Here is a 23,458-nt window from a genome sequence, read left to right on the forward strand (position 1 = left end):
CTGTCACTCGCGTTTCATCACAGATCTGAATCAATCCATACCGACCGATTCATAAGTGTCGTTGGACGGGATTCCCGAGATCAGGGATTCTGACCTCATGATCGCGCAGCCCTATCACCTCTATGTCGAACGCTCGGACGCCTCCAAGAACATGGCCCGCTATTACGCCATGTCGATCGAACCGAACCTGTTCGGGGATATCTGCCTGCTTCGAAAGTGGGGCCGGATTGGAACCAAAGGGCAGGTGATGGTCCATCATTTCGGACGGGAAGAACAAGCCGTCGAACTGTTTCTCGATGTGCTCCGACAAAAGCGAAAACGCGGTTACCGCCCCCGTGCCTCCATGGCGAGTTGAGAAAGGCCCACCGAAGCGGGCCGTAAGGGCGCCTCATCGGCGCCGGTTCCAATCGGTCTCGAAGGATAGTTCAATCTCGACGAAGAACGGGATCTTGAGGCCAAGCTTCAGGCCGAGCTTGCCCTTGCGGAAGAAGTGGCTGATCACCTTGCCGAGAGTCCGGAGCCGGCGGCCGGTGGCGGCGAGGAATTGGGCGAGTTGTTGCATGATGGATCTCCCTTCGAATTGCGGTCATCGCGGGGTGAGAGCGCAGACCGGAAAGGAGGGATGCACCTAGCAAGGCCGAAACGGATGTGGAGGACCTGGCGGCGGCTGAATGTTGATCGGCGAGGAGCCGCAGCGCGGCGGGGAAAATTCTGGCGGCGCCAGGTTGCGTCCCGACGAACGGGCTGCAACATCCCCGATGACAAATGACGGCAGGTCGAAAGAAAGAGCTCAGCTGGTCGTACTCGCCATCATCGCGATGGTCTCATCGGCATCTCAACGAAGGGCCGCTCGCCGCCCTCCGGATGGTCGAGCCCGCCGCAGGATCGGTTATGATCCTCCGCACCTGATGTAGCTGACACGGAAGGCACTTACCGCGATACCGGTTTCCCGTGTGATATCCTTGATGATCGGCGCGAGTGAGCCGAGTTCGTCATCGGTGAGCGCAATCAGTTCTGGATAGTCGATGTCGACGCCGGTATAGTCCGCCGTCAAAGCGCTGGACCAATCGCCGCCGTTGATGCGGTATTCGTGCGTGTCGAAATCGATGTCGAGATCGTCCATCAAGTTGATGGTAAAGCGTCCGAAGATCTCGGTTTCACCGTCCAGCCGGTACGCGGCATATTCGTCGTCGCCGGCAAGAACGCTCCGCTCCAATGCCATGATGGTCCGGATGCGACCGGCCGCCGCCTCCAGTCCCTCGAGCAGGCGATCGAGGAGAGTTCGCGAGAATTCGCTGTCGCAGCCGAAGCGGTTCGCCAGGATGACGAGCCGGAAACCGCAAAGCTTGGTATAGAGCGCAAGGTTCTGGTCAGATGTCATTGTGTGATCTCCTTCATCTTGATGACGGAGATCGGCCACTCCGTGGCAAAGAGGGGTCAAGGACCGCGGCACGCGGCTCGCAAGCGGGGGAACCGATTTTTTCGGGAAGCGACAGCGGCGGAAAAATTGGGGGAGACCGCGCCGTCCTTGACGCCGGATTTGCTGGAGTAAACTGGGACGTCAGAGAGAGAAGAGACCCACGGCCGCGCAGGGGGCGTGACCGTATCCGGCGCGAGCCGGCAGGAGTGTCGAGGGGTGAAACCCCTTACAGCCGGGAGGCCGGTGGATCCGGCCGACAGGCTCATGTTCCAGCAGAATGGGAGCCGCCTCAGAAAGGCGGCTCGGCTTCGATGATGCCGCCTTGTTCGGCAAGCGCCACGGCCAGATCAGCCTGGGCGAGCTGAAGCTCCGCTTCGACCTGGCGCCGCTCGACGGCGTCGCAGGCGTTCCTCAATTCGCGGCGCAGCTCCTCGATGTGCTGTTCGATGGTCATCGTCTCATCTCCTTGAGTTCGTGAAAGACGAGACGGCGGGGCGGGAAGAAGTGACGGGGTCAAGGAGCGCGCAAGCGACCGGCGGAGCCGGCGAGTGGGGGAGCCGATTTTGTTGGAGCGCAGGGAACCGTAGCGGAGGCAAAATTGGGGGAAACCGCTCGTCCTCGAGCCCGGCATTTCCTCCCGGCACGATAGCATCCACTGAGCAGACATATTCCGGTTCCGTATCGCACCGAAAAAGCCGGCGGCAGGCTCAATGCCTGCAGCCGGCTTGTCTTTGTGGCCGGTTGGCCCCGCCTCGGCGGCGGGGCCTGTCCGGGCCTCAGTCCCGGTTGGGCCGGGACCAGATCAACTGGTAGCCGTCCTCGCCCTCGACCTCGGTGAGCGTTGCGTAGATCGGAGCGGGGAAGCTCGGGTCGTCGAGCTTGACCGAGAGGTAGTCGCGGTCCTGCTCGGAGCGCTTCTGCCAGGCGGCACCCAGTTCGACATTGCCCGCGTAGATGCGGAAGTGCGGGCCCTTGTCGGAGGGGTTTTCGACGCGGGCGATGCGGGCCTTGACGTTGAGGGCGAGCGTGCGGATCGAGCCGTTGAAGCCGGTTTCGGAGGTGGTGAAGGTGCCGATGGTTGCCATTGTCCTATTCCTTTGCTGTTTCGGGCCGCGCCTATCGCGGCCTCGATGGCTGTCGCAAGGATCGGGGACGATCGGACCGCACCCCCGGGGTCCCCGTTGCGCCTGCGCAATGGGGTGGCTCGTAGGGCCGGAATGGAATGGAGGGCGGCCAGGAGAAGCTTTGTTGTTCCGCGAGGAATGGGCGCACCGCGCTCAGGGGAAGAAAGTTTCGGAAGGCCGTTGCGGGAGGACGATCGAGGCGAAGCCGGTTTTCGATCAGACATGCCTCATCGAGCCCGCGAAGGACGTGGCCTGGCTCAGTGGCGGAAGGTATATGGCGATGGCAACTGCGCCCCCGACTGCCTGCCGGGTCGTGCAACGGCGGGACTGTCGCCTTGCCACATGTCAAAATCAAACGCCGGGAACACCCGAACAAGGGCGTTGCGTTGGCCGTTCTTCGGGCTATCGTCGTCTCGCGAATCGTCGCCTGGAGGATCTATGCGTCAGCAGCCAAAGCCGTTTATCGTCGAAATCAAGCCGTCCCGGAAGCTCAAGCCGACCGACCGGAAAACTTCGATCTGGGGCAAACTGGACCTTACGGCTGATCCTGACACGCTCTCCGCGTTGAAGCCTGAACAGGTGCCGGCCGCTGGCGAGACCAACGACCGACGCTGATGGTCCTCAGGCAGCGAGCCGCTCGCCAGCGGTTTCGGGCTGCAGGCCATGCAGGAAACTTACGGCCCGCTGCGCATGCGCCGCCGCCTGGAAGATCGCCCGTCTGTCGTCGGTCAGGACCTTGAGCCAGGAGCCAAGGTACGAGGCGTGATCGGGGCGGGGCTCGAGCTCGGGAGCAATGCCGAGATCGGCGCAAAGAAAGCAGCTGCCGAGTTCGGCAATCAGTTCCTCTCGCGCTCGCTCGGTTTTGTCCTTGGCATAGCGGCTGAGATCGCGGCCGAGGCGATACGCCGGCGCCGTGAAGTGCGTGACCTCGTGACTCAAGATCGCATAGTAGCTTGCCGCATCCTTGAAGCTCTCAAACGGCGGCATCTGGATGATGTCGGCGGCCGGCGCATAGAAGGCCTGGTTCCCACCGTGGCGGATCACAGCACCGGTGTTGCGAAAGAACCGGTCGGCATGCTCGATGCGCTCGACGGGATCGAGAACCGGAGCCGGCTGGTGACGATACTGGTCGGGAAGTCCGTCGATCTGTTCGACGTTGAAGACACTGTAGGCCTTCAGGAAGGGGATTTCCCGCTCCACCTCGCCGCCGTTTCCGTCGGTTTCTGACTTGGTGAAACGGCTGGCGAAGACGACCGTGGCACCCGTCTCGCCCTTGCGGACGGCAGCACCCAGTTCGAGGGCCTGCTTGAACGTCATCCACGTGGATGACGTATATCCCCGGGCGCTGCCCTCCGCCCAGAGAAGCAGCACGTTGACGCCCGAATATGGCTGCCCGTTATGACGCAGCGGCCGGGTAATACGGCCGGTCGTGTTCTCGGCGTTCCATGGCTTCATCCACGGCCGCACGCCCTTCGCCAGATCCTCAAGAATTCTGTCAGTGATGCGGGTATAAAGATCAACCCGTTGTTTCTCCGTATTGCTCATCTTCAAGCCTCCGTTTTGAGGCCGCGCCCGTCGCGGCCCGTTGCGGAGGGCAGAAGGCAGGAGCCGATCAGCCGGCGGATGCACCGGAACGGCCGGAACTTCAGTGGAGGACGGCGGAGCCGTTGTATCTGCCGGCAGCTCCTGCAGACCCGACGAACGGAACGGGCCGCGACGGGCGTGCATCTGTCCTGATTTCCGTTTCCCTGGTGACCGCGTCAGCGACACGAAAACTGGCCGGCTCCGTCAGGGAACCGGCCGTTTTCGCGTTTGTGGAAGGGCGGGGCCGAAGCCCCGCCGGCACGGCCTAGTCGAAGGCCGATATCTGCGCTTCGGCAGCCTTGCGGCCCAGCGAGTGACCCGGCTGCTCGACCGGCCGGTCGAAAGGCTTCCAGGTCTCACCGATCACCTCGGCATAGGCTGCGACGGCGCCTTCGGCCGCCATTCTGAGCGAATGGGCCTGTATGCCCATGTCGGCGGCGAATTCGCGCTTGCGCTGGGCGGCGCTGTCATAGCCGACGGGGCCGTCGAGGTCCTCGTCGCGAGCATCGTTGGCGGCCTTTGCGGTGGCATCGCGCGCCTCGGTGACAGCGCGGCTGTAGAACTGCCCGGCGCCGTGGGCCGAGCCGACGAAGGCGCCGACGATGCGCTGCAGGTGGATCTGCATGGCCTTGTCGCCAAGTCCGTCGCCGAGTGCATCGGCGGTCTCGATGACGAACCGTTCATGCAGGTCGCGGATGCCGTCGCTGTCGATGACCGCCGTGCCGAAACTCTCGGCGATCTTCAGCGCCTGGCTGGCGTCCGGGCATGTCAGCCGGACCATTTCGACGGTGGCGCCCTTGCGCAGTTGCACGACGCGGGCGGGTTGGCGAGAGGAGGGTGCGGGCTTGGCCATGATCAGTTCCTTTCGAGGTCGTCCGAACGGGCTCCGGCCCCATGCCGGCTTGCTCTTCGGTGCGGTCATCCCGAACCGGCGGAAGACGGGCGCTTCAGGGTCCGGCCCTGCCTGGACGAGCGGAGCCGGTTTGCGGGCGAGGAGGGCAAACTGCCCTCGAAGAGCACGCGAGCCTGCTCCGTGAAGGACGGCGGGGTCCGGCCGCCCCGCGGCGCGACAGCGGCCTTGAAGCGCATGGCCGCCGGTTCAGACCGCAGCAAAACCGAAGGGCGATCCGGCAGGGGAGGAATCATGACGGCCTCGAACGAAACGACAGGCGTTGCCGCCTATCTGAGCTCTTCCGGCTCGCTGACGTCGAACGCTCGCCTATCGCTTGGCCGGCTTGGGTAACCGGTAGGATTGCAGCCAGGTCGGACCGTGCGAGTTGCGAAGTCTGCGAAGCAGACTGCCGTCATCATGCGGCGGCCCGCCCATCCAGGCGTTGTTGAGGGTCGATTTCCAGCGCCGTCCATGCCTGGCGGCATGGGCCTGAAGTGCTGCTTCCTGTTCCGGCGTCAAAGGCGGCAGGGCTTCGCGCGCGAGACGAACGGCGCGCATTTTTGGTCTGGGATCCGTCCGTGCTTCCCTTAGAGCGATCAGCCGCCTGAGTTCCGCGACACCGGCATTGAGGCAGGCTTCGCCTTCGAGGTGATGGTACTGCCGCCAGAAAGCGGTTCGCTCCTCAGGTGATGCACCGATGCCTGCTCTTCGCTCCAGGTCTCCGATCGTGCTCATGGCTTCCTGCCTCCACGACCGGTGTTTGCGACGACTTTGCCATCGGAACCGGCTCGCGCCCGCAGTGCCGCGATTGCCGCATCCTGTCGGGCAAGTTTTCTCGAAAGCGCATCGATTTCCGGCTGGCGCTCGGCGGTGACCGCTGCCAGATTGGCCCGGTAGCGTTCGAGGAAGGCGCCTGGCTCCGGCGCCTTGCCGCGACGATATCCGGAGTGACGGCGACCAAGCTGGGGAATGATCGCGGTCATGCGCCGCGTGATCTGCCGGTCGATCAAATCGAGCTGGTGCTGGGTCTGCCGTCGCGCCGATTCCATTCTGGTAAACTGTGCGGCGCGTTGCTCGGAATTGGACATTACGCCGCCCTCCCGCGCCAAGCGGCGAAACCCGAGAGACCCTCATATATGGCATGCCGCGTCTGATCGATGACGAAGCCGAAGCGGCCGACCGCATACTCGTCGCTCGGCACCAGAAAGCGGCGCTCATGCGCATACTCGCCTCGCCTGCCGCCGATGGTGGCGATCATTTCGGTCATACCAGGGTGATGGTCCGAACGAAGTGCCGCGGTGACGATCCAATCGCCGGCATGCTCCCGTGCGAACGCCTGGGCGTCCCTCTCGTAAGACTCGGCCGGAGCGAGCGATCGACCGAAGATCGTTTCCCAGGCATCCGGCCAGCTGTCGCGGATCGTCTTGTCGGCGCACTTGCGCTCATAGGTCGTGAACAGGTCGGGAAAGGTCAGCGCAACGATTGCCCAGGCGGCATCCTCTTCATACCAGCCGCCATCTGTCCTGAGCATCGGGTGGACTTTGGCATTGCGGGCGTCGGAAAGCCTGAAGCCGCCATGCCCCGCCGTCGTATGGCAGACAATTCCGTCTGCGTAGACGGTGGCGACCTGCGACGGACCCCATGGCGTGCTGCAGGTCACCCGGACGGTCTCGCGGGATAGGAGCCGCAGTTCGCGGCTGTGCCCGGCCTGTTCGATCATGCGGTTGCGGAAAGCGGCTTCGCTCTCGACAGAGCCGTGGTGCGAATAGAAATCATCGCGCTTCAGTTCAGCAAGCGGCCGGGACACGCGCCAGGCGCTGGCAAGAAAATACTGCCCATCCCGGGCGGGAACCAACGCGAAGACGAGATCGCCCACGCGCGCGACAGCCATGCCGTCGGCGCTTCTGCCGAACTCCACCCCTGACGCGTCAGGGGCGGAGACTTCGGAGGATTGCGAGGGAAGTACAGTCATGCCGCAGTCCTCCCCTCGATATGATCGGCGGCGACCTCGTCGGCAGTCACCTCCTCGAGAACGGCATGCGGATATCCATGCCGGGTGAGCCATTCCGCGGCCGCCTGCCGATTGTCCGCCAGTTGGACGAGTTCTGCATTGGCGCCGGGGCGATCGAAGACGCGAACGGATCCAAGGGCGGGACGCTCGACGACTTTGAATGTCAGGCCGCTGTCGAGCGAAAAGGTCCGGTGGATACGGACGGTGATGATGCCATTTGCGCCGAGATCGCCTTCATGCAGCGTGAAACACGGTGACAGGCTGGTGTTGCCGACGCCGCGCTTTCCTTCCTTGCGGATCAGCCGGCCCTGGCTATTGCGTGTGTGCCAAGCGGACAGTTTCTTCCTGTGGCGCTCGGGCGGTCGTGGGCTACCATCCGACCAGGCGACGATGGAGCCGATCGAGGCGAGGTCATAAATCAGAGACGCGGACATCGCATCCTCCTTCAAGTTTTTGCGGGTGGTGGAAACGAAACCGCCGCCGGCAGAACCGGCGGCGGAAGATCACGCGGAGAAGGATGGGGCGGCGGCTATTCCGCCGCGATGCCGTAGGCGGTTTCCTCCTCGTCGGAGGCGGCATCAATCACCGGGTCGGCGGCGGGATCGTCATGCCCCGTCTCCGTTGGATCGCGCTCGTCGACATCGAAGCTCTCGCCCTCAGCACCGTCACTGTCGTCGCCGGCGAGATCGTCGGCGTGCTTCATGAGATCTGCGATGTCCTTCGGGTCAGGCGCAAACAGCGCCGCCGGAAGGACGAAGGCAGCATCGGCCGCGAAGTGATCGACGAGTGCTGCACGGGTTTCGCGGACCCGTGCCCGCGGGACGAGATTGACCGACTTGGCGGCGGCTTCCAGCGCCTGACGCGACAGGCACAAGAGGAAATCCTCGGTCCCCATGTTTGGAAGGAAACCGTCCGCGCCGACTGCCTCACCGGCGATGCGCGAGACGACGCCACTGTTCGACATGCCGCGCCGGCATGAGAGCACGTCGATGAGAACGGAGCGGGCGGCGACACGCACGCTGTCCATGTCGAACGACAAGCGTCCCTCTGCGGAATAGAGGCGCGCGACATGACGCTGGAAACGCTTCGACCCGAAGACGGGGTCGTTGGCGCCGGAATCGACCCGAACATTGGTGCCAGCAAAGGCCATGACCAGGAGCGCCATCAGCATGTCGTCCTCGATCGGCGCGCGGGCGAGCGCCTCATGCAGCGCATCGGTACGGAAATCACCGATCATGTCCTGGCCCTTTTGGGTGACCTCGGGCCTGGTCTTCCCGATGGCATCAGTGTCGTCGTCGGCCTGCGTCGAAGCGCCACCGGCGGGACCGGATCGCCCATCGGTTTTCCTGGGCTCCGGCATCCGATAGTGGACGCTCTGCACCTTGCCGTCGCGATCGAGATACATCGCGGTGCAATCGCCCTTGGCCGGCTTGCCGTACACGCGTTCGGCCTTCTTCGGCAGGTCCGGCTGGCCCCAATTGTTGACCTCGACGATGGCGCCCTTCTTCGGAAGGTTGCTCGCCATCCACTCCTGCTGGGCGCCGAGAAAGGCTTCGACATTGGTGGTGTAGCGATTGTCCTGATCGGCCGGGCCGAACAGGTCCTCGGCCCACTCGATGCCATAGGCTTGACGGAGATCGTCGCCAAAACTCGCGTCGCGGGCAAACAGGCGGGTTTTCGAGAGGCCGTTGGCGATCTGCCACCAGGCTGCCGTATCGCCCTTCTTCGGCTTGTGGGCTTTCCAGACCTCTTTCTGCTCCTCGGACGGTGCCGCCGCGATCGTCCTCAGCTGCTGCTCGTTCGGCATGTCCCCCTTCGCCATCTGGTCGAGCATGGAAGGCAGCACGTTGGCAAGCAGACGGAGCTTGCGGATCTGGCGGACGGGAAGGGCAAGCGCCACGGCGATCGCCTCCTCGGTCCAGCCAAGCGCGACCAGCCGCTCGATGCCTCTCCATTGATCGATGGGATTGAGCGGCTCGCGCGCGATGTTCTCGACCATCGAGCGCATGGCGCCGTTGTCATTGGCCGCCTCAACGACGATCACGTCGATTTCCTCGAAACCGGCGGCGATAGCCATGCGGGTGCGCCGGTGACCGGCTTCGATGATGTAACCGTTGCCGCCGGCTTCCGGGAAAATGACCGGCGGCTGGATCACGCCGACGGCCTTGATCGTCGCCAATAGCAGGGCGTCGGCCTGCGGCGTCGACTTTGACTGGCGCGTGTTGTCGGGGTTGTCCTTCAGCGCACGCGGATCGACCTTCATCAGTTGCATGGGATGCTCCTTCTCGGGGATTGGACACGGCCCGCTGCCGGTCCTTCTCGCGTCTTCATCTTTCCGAAGACACTTCCCGGACCGCGGAGCGGGCGGCCGGGTGCAACTGCGGCCGAGCATCGCTGCCGCGAAGGACGAGCGGGGCTGACAGCCCTGCGAAGGACGAGTGGTCGGGATGAGGAGGCGGCAGTTGAGCGTCAGCGGCGACCGGCGGACTGCTCTGCGACCGGTTCATCTTCCTTCTTTTTTCTCTTTTACTTGCCTCTCATGTCGGCGGCTGACGCGCCAGCCTGCAAAACGCATCGGCTTGCAAGCGACTGGATGTCGATCGGGATGAGATGGGAGACAAAAAAATGGGCCAGCGGAAACCGCGGCCCATGAAGTGTGAAGGTCAAAAAACCTCCAGAGGGGAACAGCTGCTGCGGCGGAACTGGGAGGAAAGCCGCCATGTGCATCAGCTGCGTGCACTATGCTCGATTCTTGACCACTTGGAAAACACTTTTTGTGCACTGCAGCTATGTGGATGCTGCAGTGCTTCCAAAACCAGAGCGGACGGAGGTCCGGCATGGCATCGGGGCTCAGGCCGCTTCCGAGGCGGATAAGCTCTTCTCGCGTGCCACGGCTGCCAATGCCTCATCGACGTCCCGTAGCTGCCGGCGCTTGTCGGCGAGTTCTTCGGAAAACGCAAACAGGCCGCCCTCGCGCGAGCGGTAGGAGACGAGACGCCGCTGAGCGTCATGAAGACGATGGCGATAGCGTTCCCGCTCCTCGTCAAAACCGTCGAGCGCGTGCTCGAGGCGGGAGATGGCGCCGAGAGGCGTCACGGTCACCGCCAGATCGATCTCGTAATCGGCACCGGTGCGCTGGAGGAGGGTTGTGTAGCGATATCCATCGCCCCTGCCGAACCGCTCGCCCGAATAGACGAGATCAAAGCCCCCGATCGAGGCGAGGACGCCCTCGTCTTCCTGCTGGAGCTGAACGAGAGTGAGGATTTCCTTCATCAAGGCGCGACCGGCGGCTTTCCGTTCGTTAAAAGCCTCGCCGACGACGGTCATGGCAAAGGCGTCGGTCGCAGTCGGAACGAGGCGCTCGATATCCTTGCCGATTTCCGAAATCCGCCGCTCCGAGATCTCGATATCGCGTTCGGCGTCGCGGATCTGCCGGCGCACGGCATATTGATCGTCGTCATGGGCGGCGCGCAGCCGTTCGAGACGAGCAATGTCTGCCTCGAGCCCCGCCTTCTGCATCAGGCGCTCGTCACCGCTGGCTATGGCCTTGGCCATGGCGAACTGATTGGCTGCCCCTTCGCCGAGATCTTCCAGCCGGCGGATCGAAGTATCGCCAGAGAGTGCCGCGGCGATGAAGCGGGCCTTGCGTTCGTTGTTCTGCCACATCGAGGCGTCGAGCGAGCCCTGGGTGGCGTAGGCGAAAATATCGACTTCGTCATGCTGGTTGCCCTGACGCACGATCCGGCCCTCGCGCTGTTCGATCTGCGAGGGCAGCCACGGGACGTCGAGGTGATGCAGCGCCTTGAGGCGAAGCTGGGCGTTGACGCCGGTCCCCATTGTTTCGGACGAGCCGATCAGGAAGCGAACCTTGCCGGCGCGGACGTCGGCGAACAGGCGCTGCTTGGCCTCGGTCTTCTTGAAGTCCTGCATGAAGGCGATTTCGGATGCCGGAACACCCATGCGCACGAGTTCGTCCCTGATCCAGCGGTAGGCGGAAAAACCTCTGCTCTTCTCGACATTGATGGTGCCGAGATCGGAGAAGATCATCTGCGCCGCACCCGGGAGCTCGAAGGGCTTGCCGTCGGGGCGCAGATAGGTGCCTTGCGAGGTCTCTTGCCAGATGCGGAAGGCGTTCTGGACCAGCAGATTGAGCTTGTTGTCCGGCTCGTTGTCATTGTCCGCGTCGACCAGGCGGAGATCGATGGCGGCATGGCGCCCGTCGGTGATGACGGAAAGCAGGATATCGTCGCCGGGCTGCGCCGGCCCCTCGCGCATCTCGATCGCCTTGATACGGGCGTCTAGGACCGTCTGGTAATTCTTGAAGGCCTGGGTCGGCTTGGCCGTCAGGATCTGCCGGCGGCCGGTGGAGATTGCAGGCACCTTGACGTATCCGCGGAGGTCCTCGGGCATCACCACGTCGGCGAAGGAGCGGAACATGGCGATCAATTCCGGCACGTTGACGAAGGAAGCAAAGCGGCTGACCGGCTTGTATTTGCCTGACGGCTGGATCTCCAGTTCCGTCGTCGTGTCACCAAAGGTCGAGGCCCAGGCGTCGAATTCATGCAGGCCGCGTTCAGCCAGTGCGGCGTGGCCGAGCAGGCGTTGGACCGAGAACATCTCGCCAAGCGTATTGGTGATCGGCGTGCCGGAGGCGAGAACCAAAGCCCGGCCAGGGTTCTTCGTCTCGATAAAACGGGACTTGACGTAGAGGTCCCAGGCGCGCTGCGAACCGTTCGGATCGATGCCTTTCAGGGTCGACATGTTGGTGGCGAAGGAAAGCTTGCGGAATTCCTGCGCCTCATCGACGACAATCTGGTCGACGCCGATTTCCGAGATCGTCAGCAGATCATCCTTGCGGGTGGAAAGCGCCTCCAAGCGTTCCTTCAGGCCTTCCTTGAGCCGCTCGAGCCGCTTGCGCGAGACACGGTCCTCGCTGTCGACCTTGGTGAGCAATTCCTCGAAGAGCTCCAACTCGTTCTGGATCATCTGCTGTTCAAACGCCGATGGCACGGCGATGAACCGGAATGCCGAGTGGGTGATGATGATTGCATCCCAAGTCGCCGTTGCCGCGCGCGACAGGAAACGAGCGCGCTTGTCCTTGGTGAAGTTGGTCTCGTCGGCGACGAGAATGCGAGCGTTCGGGTAGAGCGCGAGAAACTCACGCGCCGCCTGCGCCAGGCAATGGCCCGGAACCACCAGCATCGCCTTGGCAATCAGCCCGAGCCGGCGCTGTTCCATGATCGCCGCCGCCATCGTCATTGTCTTGCCCGCACCGACGGCGTGCGCGAGATAGGTCGATCCCGACGAGATGATACGCCAGATGCCGCGCTTCTGGTGCCCATAAAGAACAAAGGCGCCAGAGGCGCCAGGAAGATTGAGATGCGAGCCATCGAACTTTCGAGGCGCGATATTGTTGAAGCGATCGTTATAGACCCGCGCCAGACGGTCGGTACGATCAGGGTCGGTCCACACCCAATTCTGGAAGGCCGTCTTGATCTTCTGCAGCTTGTCGCGAGCGGCTTCGGTATCGACGGCATTCAGCACGCGCCGCTCGCCGTCTGCATCCTTGAAGACGTCGAAGATCTGCGGCACCCGGCTGTTCAGCGCATCGGCGAGCAGCTCGCCGGCGTGGCGTCGGTCGGTGCCCCATTCGGATGTGCCGGCAGCCGTCCATCCAAGCTGTCGCGCCTCGACGGTCCATGAGCCGAGTTCCGGCATGTGATGGATCCTGATCTCCGCACCCATCGTCTCGTGCGCGAAGTCGACGATATCAGCAGCCGGGATCCAGGGTGCACCCAGCCGGGCGGTGATATCCGACGGGCGAAGGTCGGCGGGCTGCACCGCCTGAAGCGCGCGGACATTGCGCTCATACGCGCGATCGAGCTCGGTCGCAGCTGCCGCGGCAGCAAGTTTTGTGCGCACGGCGCCGGAGAGATAGGCGTCCGAGGTTAGCCAGGAACCATCGGCCGGATCGCGAAAGATTGCGTCACCGAGCGCATCGAGAACCGCGTCGGTGTCGCAATGTAAAAGCTCGGCGATATGATCGAGGTCGATGCGCCCGCGCTCGTTGAGGACGACGGCCAAGGCATCGGCGGCGGAGGTGATGACCGGCGGGGAAGGGGGCGCGATGACTCGTTCCGAGAAAATCGGCCCGGGCCTGGCGGTGTCGGTTTCGAGGTTATAATCCTCGATCGAGGCGACCAGCCAGCAATCGGGGTCATCGCGGAAGGGCATAAGGTTCGGCTGGCGATGGGTTTCACGAACCTCACCCGTCGTCTCGTCCTCGATGATCGAGACGGTGGTGTGGTTGATCGGACCGAAATCGCGCACGAAGTTCGACCAGGCGATGCGCAGCCGAACTTGGCAGTCGCGCCACGGCCCGTCCAGTTCCTGGGCTTTCAGGACCTCACGCAGGGCGTCGCGTATCGGGATCAGTTTGCGAATGATCCGGACATGCTTTTCCGAAATTCCCTCAGTGCTGCGTGCCTTGCGCACCTGCACCGCGACGGGCTCGCCATCGACGACCTGCATGAGGCCGTGCCTGACATCGACAAAATAGCTGCCTTCGCGCACTTTGGCGTTGTCGGGGCGGAGATTGACGATCTCGGCAAGTTCGTCCTCCAGATCGATGTCGATGGCGGTCGGCTCGCCGTCATAAATGCCTTCCGGAAGAAGCGCGACGGCTGCCGTCAGCGCCGCTTCGAGCTCCTCGCCGGCGCGTGGCCAGCACGTATAGGTCTCCCCGAAGGGACCGGAGGTCAGGGCATGATCGCCGAGCACGAACTCTGGATGCTGCGCGAACCAATGGTTCACGCGGATCACCCCCTCGTCCTCGACAGCCGGCCGGACGTCCTCCAGGTCGAGCCACGAAACGTCGCCTTCCGGCTCGCCTGCTTTGCGCTTGCGGAAGAAAAGAATGTCGACCACGACGTCGGTACCGGCGTCGCGCCGAAAACTGCCTTCGGGCAATCGGATCGCGGCGATCAGGTCTGCGGACTTGGCAATGTGTTCGCGGGCAGTACGATCGGCCTTGTCCATGGTGCCGGCGCTGGTGACGAAAGCGGCCAGGGCGCCCGGTTTCAGGAGATCGATCGATCGGGCGATGAAGTAATCGTGCAGCCGAAGGCCTAGCGAACGATATTGCCGGTCGGAACGAACCGTGCGATCGGAGAAGGGCGGATTGCCGATGGCAAGATCGTAGATCGCATTGAGGTCCGTGCGCGCGAAATCCCCGTTGATGATGCGCGCCTTCGGCTGCAGTAGTCGCGCGATGCGGACCGTGACGGGATCGAGCTCGATGCCGGTGACGTAGCTTAGTTCGCGATACTGTTTTGGCATCAGCGCCGGAAACAGGCCTGTTCCGATACCGGGCTCCAACACCCGGCCGCCGCGCCAGCCGAGACGTTGAATGCCCATCCAGATTGCTCGAATGACCAATTCGGGGGTGAAATGGGCATATTGGGTGCAACGGGCGAGCGAAGCGTATTCGCCCTCGCTGACCGCTGTTTCCAGCGAGTTGCCGAGATCGTCCCAGCCTGTGCGGAAGTCGGTTTCCCCCGGCCGCCGGAACATGCCATTCGCAAGCTCGCTGGCGCCGAAACCAGTGAAGCGGATCAGCCTTGCCTGCGCGGCGGGGGTCGCCGGCAGGTTCATCTTCTCGATTTCGTTGGCGGTGAGGATCGCCGCAACGTTGATGCGTGCCCGCTCCTTCCAGGTCGCGGCGAGCTCGCGGTCGCCATCGTCGAGATAGAAGTTGGCGCGCTGCCCTTGCTTTCGCGGGACCGGCCGGTTGGTCACCGGCAGAGCCCGCGCCGGCGCAGGAGAGGGCGGGGTCGGGTCGGGCTCGTCGTCGTTGGCGGCAAAACCGCCGAACGCTGTGACGCCAAGACCAAGTCCCGATGACAGAGCGCTGCTGCCGAACATATCGAGGGTGAAGGGATCGGTGCTCATCGAAAGCTCCTTGTGAGCGAGCGTCATCGATCCGCCGCAAGCGACAGTCGAAGAACGCGAATGGGTGGCCGCCTGCATGGGCTGCGCGGCGATCGTGGCCGAGCGCGATCGCTTCGCGCCCAGATGCAAACGGAAGCTCTCAAGCCGCAATCGGCGAGCGGAGGTGGCGCAGTTGTACTGGCAGCTTGGCGGCGATCTCGTCCTCGCTGAGGCCTTCCAGCAGCTTCAGAAACGTGCCGCCTTTACCGTCGTATAACATCACGGTGCGTTTGCCGCGCGAGGCCTCCGGCCAGCGCTCGCCCGCATAGCCGCGATAATCGTCCGCCGTAATGCTCCAGACATGCTCGAGGCGTTCCTCGCGCGTCATGGGCCGGACCGGGCGGCTCTCGCGCTCGATAATCGCAAGGCGCATGGTCTCGACGGACGACTGATCGGCAAGGTCGCAATAGCCGTGGAAATAGCGGATCGCCTCGTCGATCCGAAGCGCGAAGAACACTGACGTCACCGAGCCGGTCAGGAACTCGTGCATTGCGAACATCGAACCGCTGATCCAGAGCGGCGGCAGGATTTCGAACATGTAGTCGTGCTCGGCCTCGCCGATCTCGAACCATTCGCCGGCATAGAGCGGCATTGCGTCCTCTTCCCAGCGGTTGGGCCGTTGGAGATGACGGTCGAACATGCGGAACATCTGCGGTCGGCTTGCAACGCCCTGGAAGACTTTTCGGATTGCGGGAGAGGGGTTCATCTGCAGCTCCTTCGGAGGTTTTGGACCGAAGCGCGGCACTGTCCTATCGACCTTGCCTTCCTCTTCAGTCCTTCATGACCCCTTGGCTGCCGCCGGCATCGCGACCGTCAGGGTCAAGGGCCGGCTCCGCCGGGCGAAGCCTCCCTTGACGCGGACCGCGCGCATGCGGCACGCCTCCTCCTTCCGTCCTTTCCCTCTTTTCCCTTTCCCTGATCTTCAAGGACTCGTTCCAATCCTCCTCGGGCGGCCGAAGTCGCGTCCAGTCGCAGCCGACATCATCGGCAAGCGTCCGCAGCCGTTCGGCAAACATGTCGCCCTGCGGATTGGCGTCCGTCGCCGCAACCAACTGGACGCCAGGCTTCATAGCCAACTCCCGCAAGGCTGCCTCCGTGGTCGGCGACCATCCACCGCCAGTGCTGAGATAAAGCGTGCCCTCTCGCAAACCTTCGATCGCTGCGAGGCTCATGGCATCGATCGCGGCTTCCGTGACGGCCAGGCGCGAAGCGCTGTCCGAACCAAAGCGGAAAAGAACCTTGGTTCCCCCGGATGCAAAACCTCGGTATTGCGGTCCGCGCGCTTCCCAGCCGGTCAAAACCCCGACCTTATCCCGGTGCGCCGCCCACATGCTGCCTTGCGGACCTTCGCGCAGAAGGTCGCCCTTGACGGTCGCTCGCAGCACGTTCGCTGGAACGCAGCGCTCGCCATTGAGATATCGCCATGACGCGGAACCCGGCCAGGGACGGCGGCGGGGCTGCCAACGAGCGGTAAGAGAGAGGTCGCATCTCTCGCCATCCCTTGCGGGCTGCCACTCCGGCTCCGTGATCTGAAACCCGACCAGAGCCGCGACCCGTTCTGCACCTTCGGGAAAACCGACCCGATCGAGATGCTCGACGAGCCGGAACACATCGCCTTTCGCGTCGGACAGGGGATCGAACCACCCACGCCCTTCATAGGTGACGATAATGATCTCGCCGCCGCGGCGGAACTTGACTGCCCGTCGCGTGCTTTCCTTCGCGTCTATTGCAAAACCGGCATGCTCAAGCACTGCCGCACAACTGACCTGATCGCGCAGCGCTTCAATCTCTCTTCTCTTCATTTTTCATTCCGATCGCCCAGCGATCGGCCTCCATAATCCTTCCTTGCCCGTCGGTTCACCGACGCCTTTCGGCAGGCCCCGAAGAGCAAAGACCGCAAGGGCGCGGCTGGCAATTGTCGGATCATGCAAGCTGACATCGGACGCGGCGAAGCCCCCCTTGCGGCCTGCCGCTCGCAAGGGGCACCCACGCGGCGCCGGCTCAATGAGCCGGCCATGGCATGTACTCGTGCACGATCGCCAGATCGTCGTCGGCGTCGATCTCGTCAGAAGGAAGGACGCCGTATTCTCCGTCGACCTCGAAGAGGGTGACCGGGACCATCAGGTCACGGGAAAGCTGGAGGGCGTGGGACTGTGCGAGAGAGAGATCGTGCGACATTTGAGAGGCTCCTACGGGAGCGGGCCAATTCCCGCTCGATGGCTCCTCAAAAGGCACGGGGTCCCGGCGCGATCACCGCGAGGCGAAGCCGACGCGGCCGCAGCTTGCTAGCGGACCCTTTATGGGTTGATCGTGGAAGATCCGGAACCGGGCCAGGACGCCATCACAGACAAGCGGGATTGGCTTGCTTCCGTTTGGGCCACCGTTTGACGCACGATTTTCGAGCTCGTGCCAGGTCGTCGCTGCCCGCAGGCCGATTACTCGTGTCTTCGATTTAGCGGGTCAGGTGTTGGCTGAGCGAAGGACTCTGCGTCGCCGCGTGACCGAATGTCGCGTCAGCTTCAGTCGTGGCACCGCCTAAGTTGCGATGAGTCGTGCCTTTCGCGGTTTGCGGAATCCGACCCTGCAAGCGAGAGCGATGGTGCCCGGAGACCGAATGCATAGTTCGCCGCCGACCCAATCTGTCCGCTAAATTTGATTCCCGGATGGCCGCGAAAGCGGGTGTCCACCCTCGGGCGGCACACGGAGGACTGTTGCCGGATTTCTATCGCGGCGCGTTTCACATCAATAACCGAGCGGCACTCTGGATTGGCTTCCCCTTAAGCTCGGCATCACTTGATCACGCTCAGAAGCGATGACACTATTGAAGCCTATCACGGGTTCCCTCAGACAACTCCTTGAGGATCAGCGCGCAAGACGTCGCACCAGCATCCAGCACGCCGAGCGATCGTTCGCCCAGCCTGCTGGCTCGGCCGATCCGCGCGATCAAGTTCACCGTCGAATCGCGGCCACTTTCGGCTGCCGCAACGAGGAGTTCCAATGCCTCGTCGAAGGATTTTCCTTCTGATGTCGCATTGTCAAAAGCTTCAACAGCAGGCACCAACGTGTCAAGCAATGTCTTGTCGCCGACTTTGGCCGAACCAATTTGTTGAATACCCGTCAAGCCAGCATGCAGCATTCGGCTGAACGTCTTGTTGTCGATCTGGTCGACCTGATCGATCTGCTGGGCAAACTCGGTGAACATCACACCGTAAAGCGGACCCATAGATCCGCCGATCTCGGTCATCAGGACTGTTCCGAGGGTCTCAAGCGCTTTTGCGAGCGATAGCTCCTTGCCGCGTATCCGGTCGGCCACTAAACCGAAACCTTTCGCCATATTTATTCCGTGATCGCCGTCGCCAATCTTGCCGTCGATCTCGCTGAGGTAGGCGCGGTTATCGATGATCGCTCTTGCCATGGAGACTACGATTTCTCCGGCTGCCGCGTTATTCATTTTTTGCATTGTTCCCTCCTTAAAGTGTCGCCGCGCAGCGAACCTCGACCTCCAGTAGCGACTTTAGCTCTTCATCGAGCGCCATGACGGTCAAAGTCGCTCCAACCATCTCAAGAGACGTGAAGTAGTTACCAACATACGCTTTGTGGATCCTGAGGCCGCGGCCGGAGATTTCCTCCTCGACTGTGTCGAAGAGAATGTAAAGTTCGTTCAGCGGTGTCGCGCCAAGGCCAGATACCAGTACGGCCACTTCTGTCCCCGAGCCGAGATCATGATCATCCAGCACGATCTGGCACATATCCTTGGCGACCTCTGATGCGCTCTTGAGCGCTTCTACTCGCACGCCCGGCTCGCCGTGATGGCCGATACCGACTTCAATGGTGCCAGGCTCGATCTGGAAGTTCGGATGTCCGACCGCTGGAAGAGTGCACGGCCCCAATCCGACACCGACCGAGCGGCAATTGTCGATGGCCTTCTGCGCTGCGTCACGAACCTCGGATAGGCTGGCGCCCATCGACGCTTTCGCTCCGCCGACCTTCCACATGAAGATCTCTCCGGCAACGCCTCGGCGCTTCTCCCGCTCCTCGGCGGAGGCGGAGCACACGTCATCGTTCGCAACCACCGTGGCAACCTCGATGCCGTCCTTCGCGGCGAGTTTCATCGCCATTTTCACGTTCATGTTGTCTCCGGCATAATTTCCGTAGAGGACAACGACGCCGTTTCCACCATTCGCTTCGCGTATGGCATCATGAAAGCTCTTTGCCGTTGGCGACGAAAACAGCTCGCCGACCGCGACCGCGTCGAGCATGTTGCGGCCTATATAGCCAATGAAGGCAGGCTCGTGTCCGGAGCCACCTCCAGTTACGACACCCACTTTTCCTTGCGCGGGCCGGTCAATCGCCGTCACCACGCGTTGGTTTTCGGCGAGGCGCACGATGTCTCGGTGTGCCTTCACAAAGCCCTTGATGGTATCTTCCACGACCTCATCGCGGTTGTTTACAAAACGTTGCACTGCGTCCTCCTCCAGACACGGTCATTGATTGTGGTTGAGCGCTCGCTGGACGACCTTGAGCGACCGAGCCAGCGAGTCCTCGATCGTTGACAGCGGCACGGGATCTTGGCGGCGAACGGGCTGCGCCTGCCGATTGCGATGCAGTCTCAAGGGAAGTTCAATACTGACCGGGAGGCTGTCGAGCTTTGCGATTGCAGCCAGGAGGCGCTCGCACCCGACCTTGCCGTCGCCGATATCGCAGAAAAACCAACCTTCGTCGGTTTCACGGACATCCTTGATATGGGCGTGCGCCGATTCCGGCAGCGCCAGGATTCCATCACCTGCGAGATCGTCCATGTCCGGTCGATGGGACGCCGTGTTTGCAGCGTCGTAATTTAGCTTTAGAAAGGGCGATCCGAATTCCTCAACAAGAGAAATACCGTCCCGCGCGGTGTTGATCAGGCTATCGCTGCCGTCTCCTGGGTTTTCCAGGCCAACGATGATATCAAAGGCTTCCGCTCTTCTCAGTATGGTTTCGACGTTGCGACGGAATGTTGCCTCTCTTTGTCGGGCGGCCGCGTTGGTCGCAATAACCTTGGCTCCAATCGCCGCGGCGAATGCCATGCGGCCCGTGAACACTTCGACCGAATCTTCCAAACCGAGGTCGATGTGCGACGACATTGCATGACACAAGAGCCCCGAAGACCTAAGCGCGCTGCGCCAACTGGTCATCTCGGAAGGTGTGAAGGCGGTCTCATCGAAGGGTTCTGTATATCCAACGATAAAGGCCGGCTCGAAATGCGTGAACCCGAGGGTTGCCGCGCTCTCCAGTGCGGCCTCTCTGCTATGCCCGTCGTACGGCGCGCCGGACACGGAGATCACCCGTTCAGCCATGCATTCCTCCCTTAGCAAAGAACGGCGCAAAGGCCGTTCCGAAGGGCAAAGTGTTAAAAACGCTTCATCCGGACAAGCGAATTCCATCGGTCAATGCATGAATGCATCTCAACAGCTGCATCATTTGCGTTAAATTTCCTCATGGAATATAGAGGAAGGGCGTCCTCCAGCGTACTGAATGTCTCAAGTAGGAAAAGTGGCGAGGCACGCATAAACGGGAGGAGGGGTGATGAGCGCGTTGGAGTTTCCTTCGCTGCGATCGCTACAGGTGTTGGAAGCTGTCGCACGTCTTGGATCTTTTGGAAAAGCCGCCGAGGAACTGAGCATCAGCCCCTCGGCCGTGAGCCATCAAATGGCCGCGCTGGATTCGGAGCTCGGAATTGCTTTATTTCATCGCTCCGGGCGTTCAATCATGCTGACTGACGCGGGAAGGGCTTACGCTGAAGAGATCAGCGCCTCCTTTCGAAGGATCGAGAGCGCCACGCGCAATTTCACGAAGAAGGGCAAAAGTGACATTCTGAATATCCATTCGGTTGTCAGTCTCGCTTCGCAGTGGCTCATGCCTCGCCTCGCCCGGTTTAGCGCCCGCTATCCGGAGATCGATCTTCGACTGCACGCTTCTGGTGACCCGGCCGAGCTCAGGACCGGCAACGTCGATATAGACATCCGCTACGGAACGCAGCCCGTGGAGGTTGGCATCGCCGTCGAGCCCTTCCCGCCCGAGCCAATAGTGGTCCTGTGCGCCCCATCGTTGGTCGAGGGCGCAAACGGAATACGCTCACCGCAGGATCTCGCCAGATTTCCGCTCATCCACTCCGAAGTGAACCTCTATCGCTGGCAGGATTGGGCCGACGACCACGGTGTGAGGCTCAACATGGATCGGGGGCTGCGTTTCGATAGATCTTTCATGTCCATCAATGCGGCCGCGGATGGACTTGGCGTTTGCCTGGAAAGCCTCATACTCGTCCGGCAAGATCTGAAAAGCGGGAGGCTCGTTGCGCCGTTTGGCCTGGAAGGCCCCAGCATCAATTGCCATAGTCTCGTGTACTTACGGTCCAGGGCAAGAACGCCAAAGATCGCTCTGTTCAAACGTTGGATCGAAGAGACCCTGGCTGGCGACGCGGTTTCTGCGAGTGAGATCGACGTCGGCGGGAGGTGAGTTATGCGCAATCAGGGTCGGTGATGCGCGACTGGTGGATCAGACGCGCATCCCCGACGTCAGGCAGTGGTTTAGCCGAAGAATTTCCCGAGTTCGTTCGCTATGAATTCGGGAGCTTCTTCCGCAACCCAGTGACCCGAGCCCGGGATCAATCCGCCTCGAACGTCACTTGCCACCCGCTGCAGTGATTCCATCGTCTCCATGCCGCGGCCAAAACCACTGTCTCCGCCCAGGGCGAGGACCGGCATTTCGAGCTTGCCATCCCTCTCGAGGAATAACTCGTTGTCTTTGACGTCGGTTGGAAAGCCCCGATAATAGGCGAGAAGTGTGCGCAGGCCACCCGGTTTCAGGTAGGTACGGAAATACTCATTCTTGTCTTCCTGAGATAGCACGTTTGCCCGGCTGCCGTAATTGTCAAACAACCATTCCAGATAGATATGCTCGCGACCGCCGAACATCGCTTCCGGCAAATCCGGCGTCCTGAAGAAAGGGTGGTGCCAACGGCGGCCGCCTTGCGACATGTCCGCTCCATCGCCAGGAATGGTAACGTCCAGGATCGCGAGCTTGCTAACAGCCCCCCGGTGCTGCGCGGCCAGGGCAAACGCCACCGGGCCGCCCCAGTCGTGTCCCACAAGATTGAAGCGATCGATCTTCAGATGTTCAGAAAGAAGCTCCCACACGTCCTCGGCAATCGTTTTCTTGTCGTACCCATCGGCGGGCCGGGAAGTGTCGCCGAGGCCCCGCAGGTCCGGCGCGATGATCGCGTACTTGTCCGCGAGGAAGGGGATCACGTGCCGCCATTCGTGCGAACTCTGCGGCACCCCGTGAAGGAGAACCAGCGGCTCACCGGATCCTGCGGTCAGGTAGTGCATGGTGATGCCGGACAGTCGCGCGTAATTGCTTTTGATCTCGGCACTCACTTCTTTGCCTCCTTCTGGCCCGCGGTCATTCCCCGATACGCACGAATGACCTGACTGTCATCTGCCGAGCCTGACCCCTGCCCAGACGCGGCAAGGAAGAACTGATGCGCAACGGAGGCGAGCGGCAGGGCGGCCCTGGCAGAGGAGCCAGCGGCAAGCACGATACCGAGATCTTTCACAAAGATGTCTACCGCGCTCGTTACCTCAGGGTCTTCCAGAAGCATCCGCTGGCCACGATCGTTGAGCATCCAGCTGGCGGCCGCCGAGCCGGACACGATCTCGAGTACCGTTGAGGTGTCGAGGCCAGCCCTTTCGGCGAGCGACAGCGCCTCAGCCGCTGCCGCCAAGTGTACGCCGCACAGCAACTGGTTGACTGCTTTGGCAACCGATGCCTGGCCAGGCCGCTCTCCGAGATAATAGATCTTGGAGCCGAGCACGTCGAAAAGATTGCGGCTCATCTCATAGGTTTGCCTGTCGCCAGCCACCATGATGGAGAGCGACGCGTCGCGCGCTCCGGCGACGCCGCCGGAAACAGGCGCATCCAGAAACCGGTGACCGCGAGCAATAACGGCCTCGGCGAGCTGTTCAACCTCGCCGGGAGGGCATGTTGACATCAAGATGACCACGCTGGCCTTGGCTGAATTTGCCAGGGCGCCCCGTTCGAAGAGGGCTTGGTGCGCCTGGTCGATGTTGACTACCATCAACATCAAGACGTCGGTCTCGCTGGCCGCTTCTGTAGCGTCTGGATAGGCAGTCCCGCCACTGTCAGCGAAGCTTCTTAGAGCATTCTCCGAGATGTCAAACCCCTTGACCCTGAAGCCGCTTTTTAGGAGATGCGACGCCATCGGCAATCCCATCGAGCCGAGACCGATAAAACCGATTGTCGGTTTTCCCGGTCCTCGTGCCGGGCTCGGCTTTGTTTCTAAAGCTTGGTGCAATTCCGGTCTCCTCCGCGATACTGGCACGTCATAGGCCGGCACATCCCACCGGAGTGCCATGCTCGCATGCAAAGCGGTTAGCATG

At 62.1% G+C, this 23,458-nt stretch carries 23 protein-coding genes; 3 read left to right on the forward strand and 20 right to left on the reverse strand.

What is annotated here, in order from left to right; all coding sequences use genetic code 11:
* The first annotated feature begins 97 nt into the window (after window positions 1-97).
* Window positions 98-355: a WGR domain-containing protein gene (locus CO664_RS24955; RefSeq protein WP_097527183.1), complete on the forward strand. Its 258-nt coding sequence runs from the start codon at window positions 98-100 to the stop codon at window positions 353-355.
* 33 nt (window positions 356-388) lie between these two features.
* Here CO664_RS24955 and CO664_RS30845 read toward each other — a convergent pair whose 3' ends face one another.
* From CO664_RS30845 to CO664_RS24980, 4 genes are all read right to left on the reverse strand, one after another.
* On the reverse strand, window positions 389-562 hold the full coding sequence (locus CO664_RS30845) for a hypothetical protein (RefSeq protein ID WP_176536663.1): 174 nt from the start codon (window positions 560-562) through the stop codon (window positions 389-391).
* A gap of 327 nt (window positions 563-889) precedes the next feature.
* On the reverse strand, window positions 890-1,381 hold the full coding sequence (locus tag CO664_RS24965; protein ID WP_097527181.1) for a hypothetical protein: 492 nt from the start codon (window positions 1,379-1,381) through the stop codon (window positions 890-892).
* A 328-nt stretch (window positions 1,382-1,709) separates the two neighbouring features.
* Window positions 1,710-1,874, reverse strand: a complete 165-nt coding sequence (locus CO664_RS30850) for a hypothetical protein (protein WP_176536664.1) — start codon at window positions 1,872-1,874, stop codon at window positions 1,710-1,712.
* A 322-nt stretch (window positions 1,875-2,196) separates the two neighbouring features.
* Entirely contained in the window at window positions 2,197-2,505 is a 309-nt protein-coding gene (locus CO664_RS24980; RefSeq protein WP_011427400.1) for a DUF736 domain-containing protein, read from the reverse strand.
* Window positions 2,506-2,982: 477 nt separating this feature from the next.
* On the opposite strand from CO664_RS24980, the gene CO664_RS30855 reads away from it, so the two are divergent.
* Window positions 2,983-3,159: a hypothetical protein gene (locus CO664_RS30855; protein ID WP_176536665.1), complete on the forward strand. Its 177-nt coding sequence runs from the start codon at window positions 2,983-2,985 to the stop codon at window positions 3,157-3,159.
* A gap of 6 nt (window positions 3,160-3,165) precedes the next feature.
* On the opposite strand, the gene CO664_RS24990 is transcribed toward CO664_RS30855, so the two are convergent.
* The 14 genes from CO664_RS24990 to CO664_RS25060 form a co-directional block, all read right to left on the reverse strand.
* The gene (locus CO664_RS24990; protein ID WP_097527179.1) at window positions 3,166-4,089 is read right to left on the reverse strand and encodes a zincin-like metallopeptidase domain-containing protein; all 924 of its coding nucleotides are present in this window, start codon (window positions 4,087-4,089) and stop codon (window positions 3,166-3,168) included.
* Between the two features lie 304 nt (window positions 4,090-4,393).
* Window positions 4,394-4,981, reverse strand: coding sequence for a hypothetical protein (locus CO664_RS24995; protein WP_097527178.1), 588 nt, complete (start codon window positions 4,979-4,981; stop codon window positions 4,394-4,396).
* 366 nt (window positions 4,982-5,347) lie between these two features.
* Complete coding sequence (locus tag CO664_RS25005) at window positions 5,348-5,755, reverse strand: hypothetical protein (protein ID WP_097527176.1); 408 nt, start codon at window positions 5,753-5,755, stop codon at window positions 5,348-5,350.
* Window positions 5,752-6,108 (reverse strand): hypothetical protein, encoded by a 357-nt coding sequence (locus tag CO664_RS25010; protein ID WP_097527175.1) that lies wholly within the window; start codon window positions 6,106-6,108, stop codon window positions 5,752-5,754. Before CO664_RS25010 ends, CO664_RS25005 begins: the two co-directional genes overlap by 4 nt.
* Window positions 6,108-6,992 carry a hypothetical protein gene (locus CO664_RS25015; RefSeq protein WP_097527174.1) on the reverse strand — a complete coding sequence of 295 codons (885 nt, stop codon included), beginning with the start codon at window positions 6,990-6,992 and terminating at the stop codon, window positions 6,108-6,110. The genes CO664_RS25010 and CO664_RS25015 overlap by 1 nt, the downstream gene beginning before the upstream one ends.
* Window positions 6,989-7,465 carry a hypothetical protein gene (locus CO664_RS25020; protein WP_097527173.1) on the reverse strand — a complete coding sequence of 159 codons (477 nt, stop codon included), beginning with the start codon at window positions 7,463-7,465 and terminating at the stop codon, window positions 6,989-6,991. The genes CO664_RS25015 and CO664_RS25020 overlap by 4 nt, the downstream gene beginning before the upstream one ends.
* 95 nt (window positions 7,466-7,560) lie before the next feature.
* Window positions 7,561-9,303, reverse strand: a complete 1,743-nt coding sequence (locus CO664_RS25025; RefSeq protein ID WP_097527172.1) for a ParB/RepB/Spo0J family partition protein — start codon at window positions 9,301-9,303, stop codon at window positions 7,561-7,563.
* 578 nt (window positions 9,304-9,881) lie between these two features.
* The gene (locus CO664_RS25035; RefSeq protein WP_097527236.1) at window positions 9,882-14,981 is read right to left on the reverse strand and encodes a DEAD/DEAH box helicase family protein; all 5,100 of its coding nucleotides are present in this window, start codon (window positions 14,979-14,981) and stop codon (window positions 9,882-9,884) included.
* Between the two features lie 139 nt (window positions 14,982-15,120).
* On the reverse strand, window positions 15,121-15,726 hold the full coding sequence (locus CO664_RS25040) for a DUF1419 domain-containing protein (protein ID WP_097527235.1): 606 nt from the start codon (window positions 15,724-15,726) through the stop codon (window positions 15,121-15,123).
* A 64-nt stretch (window positions 15,727-15,790) separates the two neighbouring features.
* Entirely contained in the window at window positions 15,791-16,822 is a 1,032-nt protein-coding gene (locus CO664_RS25045; protein ID WP_176536666.1) for a DUF3991 and toprim domain-containing protein, read from the reverse strand.
* Between the two features lie 199 nt (window positions 16,823-17,021).
* Window positions 17,022-17,198, reverse strand: a complete 177-nt coding sequence (locus CO664_RS30860) for a hypothetical protein (protein ID WP_176536667.1) — start codon at window positions 17,196-17,198, stop codon at window positions 17,022-17,024.
* 640 nt (window positions 17,199-17,838) lie between these two features.
* Window positions 17,839-18,480 (reverse strand): dihydroxyacetone kinase subunit DhaL, encoded by a 642-nt coding sequence (gene dhaL, locus CO664_RS25050; protein ID WP_097527171.1) that lies wholly within the window; start codon window positions 18,478-18,480, stop codon window positions 17,839-17,841.
* 10 nt (window positions 18,481-18,490) lie between these two features.
* Window positions 18,491-19,483: a dihydroxyacetone kinase subunit DhaK gene (locus CO664_RS25055; protein WP_097527170.1), complete on the reverse strand. Its 993-nt coding sequence runs from the start codon at window positions 19,481-19,483 to the stop codon at window positions 18,491-18,493.
* A 21-nt stretch (window positions 19,484-19,504) separates the two neighbouring features.
* Window positions 19,505-20,356 (reverse strand): sugar phosphate isomerase/epimerase family protein, encoded by an 852-nt coding sequence (locus tag CO664_RS25060; protein ID WP_097527169.1) that lies wholly within the window; start codon window positions 20,354-20,356, stop codon window positions 19,505-19,507.
* Window positions 20,357-20,585: 229 nt separating this feature from the next.
* Between CO664_RS25060 and CO664_RS25065 the strand changes: the two genes are divergently transcribed.
* Window positions 20,586-21,515: a LysR substrate-binding domain-containing protein gene (locus CO664_RS25065; RefSeq protein WP_004130046.1), complete on the forward strand. Its 930-nt coding sequence runs from the start codon at window positions 20,586-20,588 to the stop codon at window positions 21,513-21,515.
* A 71-nt stretch (window positions 21,516-21,586) separates the two neighbouring features.
* On the opposite strand, the gene CO664_RS25070 is transcribed toward CO664_RS25065, so the two are convergent.
* Together CO664_RS25070 and CO664_RS25075 are read right to left on the reverse strand one after the other, a co-directional pair.
* Window positions 21,587-22,435 (reverse strand): alpha/beta fold hydrolase, encoded by an 849-nt coding sequence (locus CO664_RS25070; protein WP_004130049.1) that lies wholly within the window; start codon window positions 22,433-22,435, stop codon window positions 21,587-21,589.
* Window positions 22,432-23,292, reverse strand: a complete 861-nt coding sequence (locus CO664_RS25075) for an NAD(P)-dependent oxidoreductase (RefSeq protein WP_234819561.1) — start codon at window positions 23,290-23,292, stop codon at window positions 22,432-22,434. Before CO664_RS25075 ends, CO664_RS25070 begins: the two co-directional genes overlap by 4 nt.
* Window positions 23,293-23,458 lie beyond the last annotated feature (166 nt).

The sequence above is a fragment of the Sinorhizobium sp. NG07B genome (assembly GCF_002532005.1).
Lineage (GTDB): Bacteria > Pseudomonadota > Alphaproteobacteria > Rhizobiales > Rhizobiaceae > Sinorhizobium > Sinorhizobium fredii_C.

Excerpts from the sequence above, each read along its gene's own strand:
- dhaL (WP_097527171.1), bottom strand. The coding sequence starts at position 18,480 with ATGCAAAAAATGAATAACGCGGCAGCCGGAGAAATCGTAGTCTCCATG.
- CO664_RS25040 (WP_097527235.1), bottom strand. The coding sequence starts at position 15,726 with ATGAACCCCTCTCCCGCAATCCGAAAAGTCTTCCAGGGCGTTGCAAGC.
- CO664_RS30850 (WP_176536664.1), bottom strand. The coding sequence starts at position 1,874 with ATGACCATCGAACAGCACATCGAGGAGCTGCGCCGCGAATTGAGGAAC.
- CO664_RS25035 (WP_097527236.1), bottom strand. The coding sequence starts at position 14,981 with ATGAGCACCGATCCCTTCACCCTCGATATGTTCGGCAGCAGCGCTCTG.
- CO664_RS25010 (WP_097527175.1), bottom strand. The coding sequence starts at position 6,108 with ATGTCCAATTCCGAGCAACGCGCCGCACAGTTTACCAGAATGGAATCG.
- CO664_RS24980 (WP_011427400.1), bottom strand. The coding sequence starts at position 2,505 with ATGGCAACCATCGGCACCTTCACCACCTCCGAAACCGGCTTCAACGGC.
- CO664_RS25020 (WP_097527173.1), bottom strand. The coding sequence starts at position 7,465 with ATGTCCGCGTCTCTGATTTATGACCTCGCCTCGATCGGCTCCATCGTC.
- CO664_RS25065 (WP_004130046.1), top strand. The coding sequence starts at position 20,586 with ATGAGCGCGTTGGAGTTTCCTTCGCTGCGATCGCTACAGGTGTTGGAA.
- CO664_RS24965 (WP_097527181.1), bottom strand. The coding sequence starts at position 1,381 with ATGACATCTGACCAGAACCTTGCGCTCTATACCAAGCTTTGCGGTTTC.
- CO664_RS25060 (WP_097527169.1), bottom strand. The coding sequence starts at position 20,356 with ATGGCTGAACGGGTGATCTCCGTGTCCGGCGCGCCGTACGACGGGCAT.
- CO664_RS25045 (WP_176536666.1), bottom strand. The coding sequence starts at position 16,822 with ATGAAGAGAAGAGAGATTGAAGCGCTGCGCGATCAGGTCAGTTGTGCG.
- CO664_RS30845 (WP_176536663.1), bottom strand. The coding sequence starts at position 562 with ATGCAACAACTCGCCCAATTCCTCGCCGCCACCGGCCGCCGGCTCCGG.
- CO664_RS30855 (WP_176536665.1), top strand. The coding sequence starts at position 2,983 with ATGCGTCAGCAGCCAAAGCCGTTTATCGTCGAAATCAAGCCGTCCCGG.
- CO664_RS25005 (WP_097527176.1), bottom strand. The coding sequence starts at position 5,755 with ATGAGCACGATCGGAGACCTGGAGCGAAGAGCAGGCATCGGTGCATCA.
- CO664_RS24955 (WP_097527183.1), top strand. The coding sequence starts at position 98 with ATGATCGCGCAGCCCTATCACCTCTATGTCGAACGCTCGGACGCCTCC.
- CO664_RS30860 (WP_176536667.1), bottom strand. The coding sequence starts at position 17,198 with ATGTCGCACGATCTCTCTCTCGCACAGTCCCACGCCCTCCAGCTTTCC.
- CO664_RS25015 (WP_097527174.1), bottom strand. The coding sequence starts at position 6,992 with ATGACTGTACTTCCCTCGCAATCCTCCGAAGTCTCCGCCCCTGACGCG.
- CO664_RS25075 (WP_234819561.1), bottom strand. The coding sequence starts at position 23,292 with ATGGGATTGCCGATGGCGTCGCATCTCCTAAAAAGCGGCTTCAGGGTC.
- CO664_RS25025 (WP_097527172.1), bottom strand. The coding sequence starts at position 9,303 with ATGCAACTGATGAAGGTCGATCCGCGTGCGCTGAAGGACAACCCCGAC.
- CO664_RS24990 (WP_097527179.1), bottom strand. The coding sequence starts at position 4,089 with ATGAGCAATACGGAGAAACAACGGGTTGATCTTTATACCCGCATCACT.
- CO664_RS24995 (WP_097527178.1), bottom strand. The coding sequence starts at position 4,981 with ATGGCCAAGCCCGCACCCTCCTCTCGCCAACCCGCCCGCGTCGTGCAA.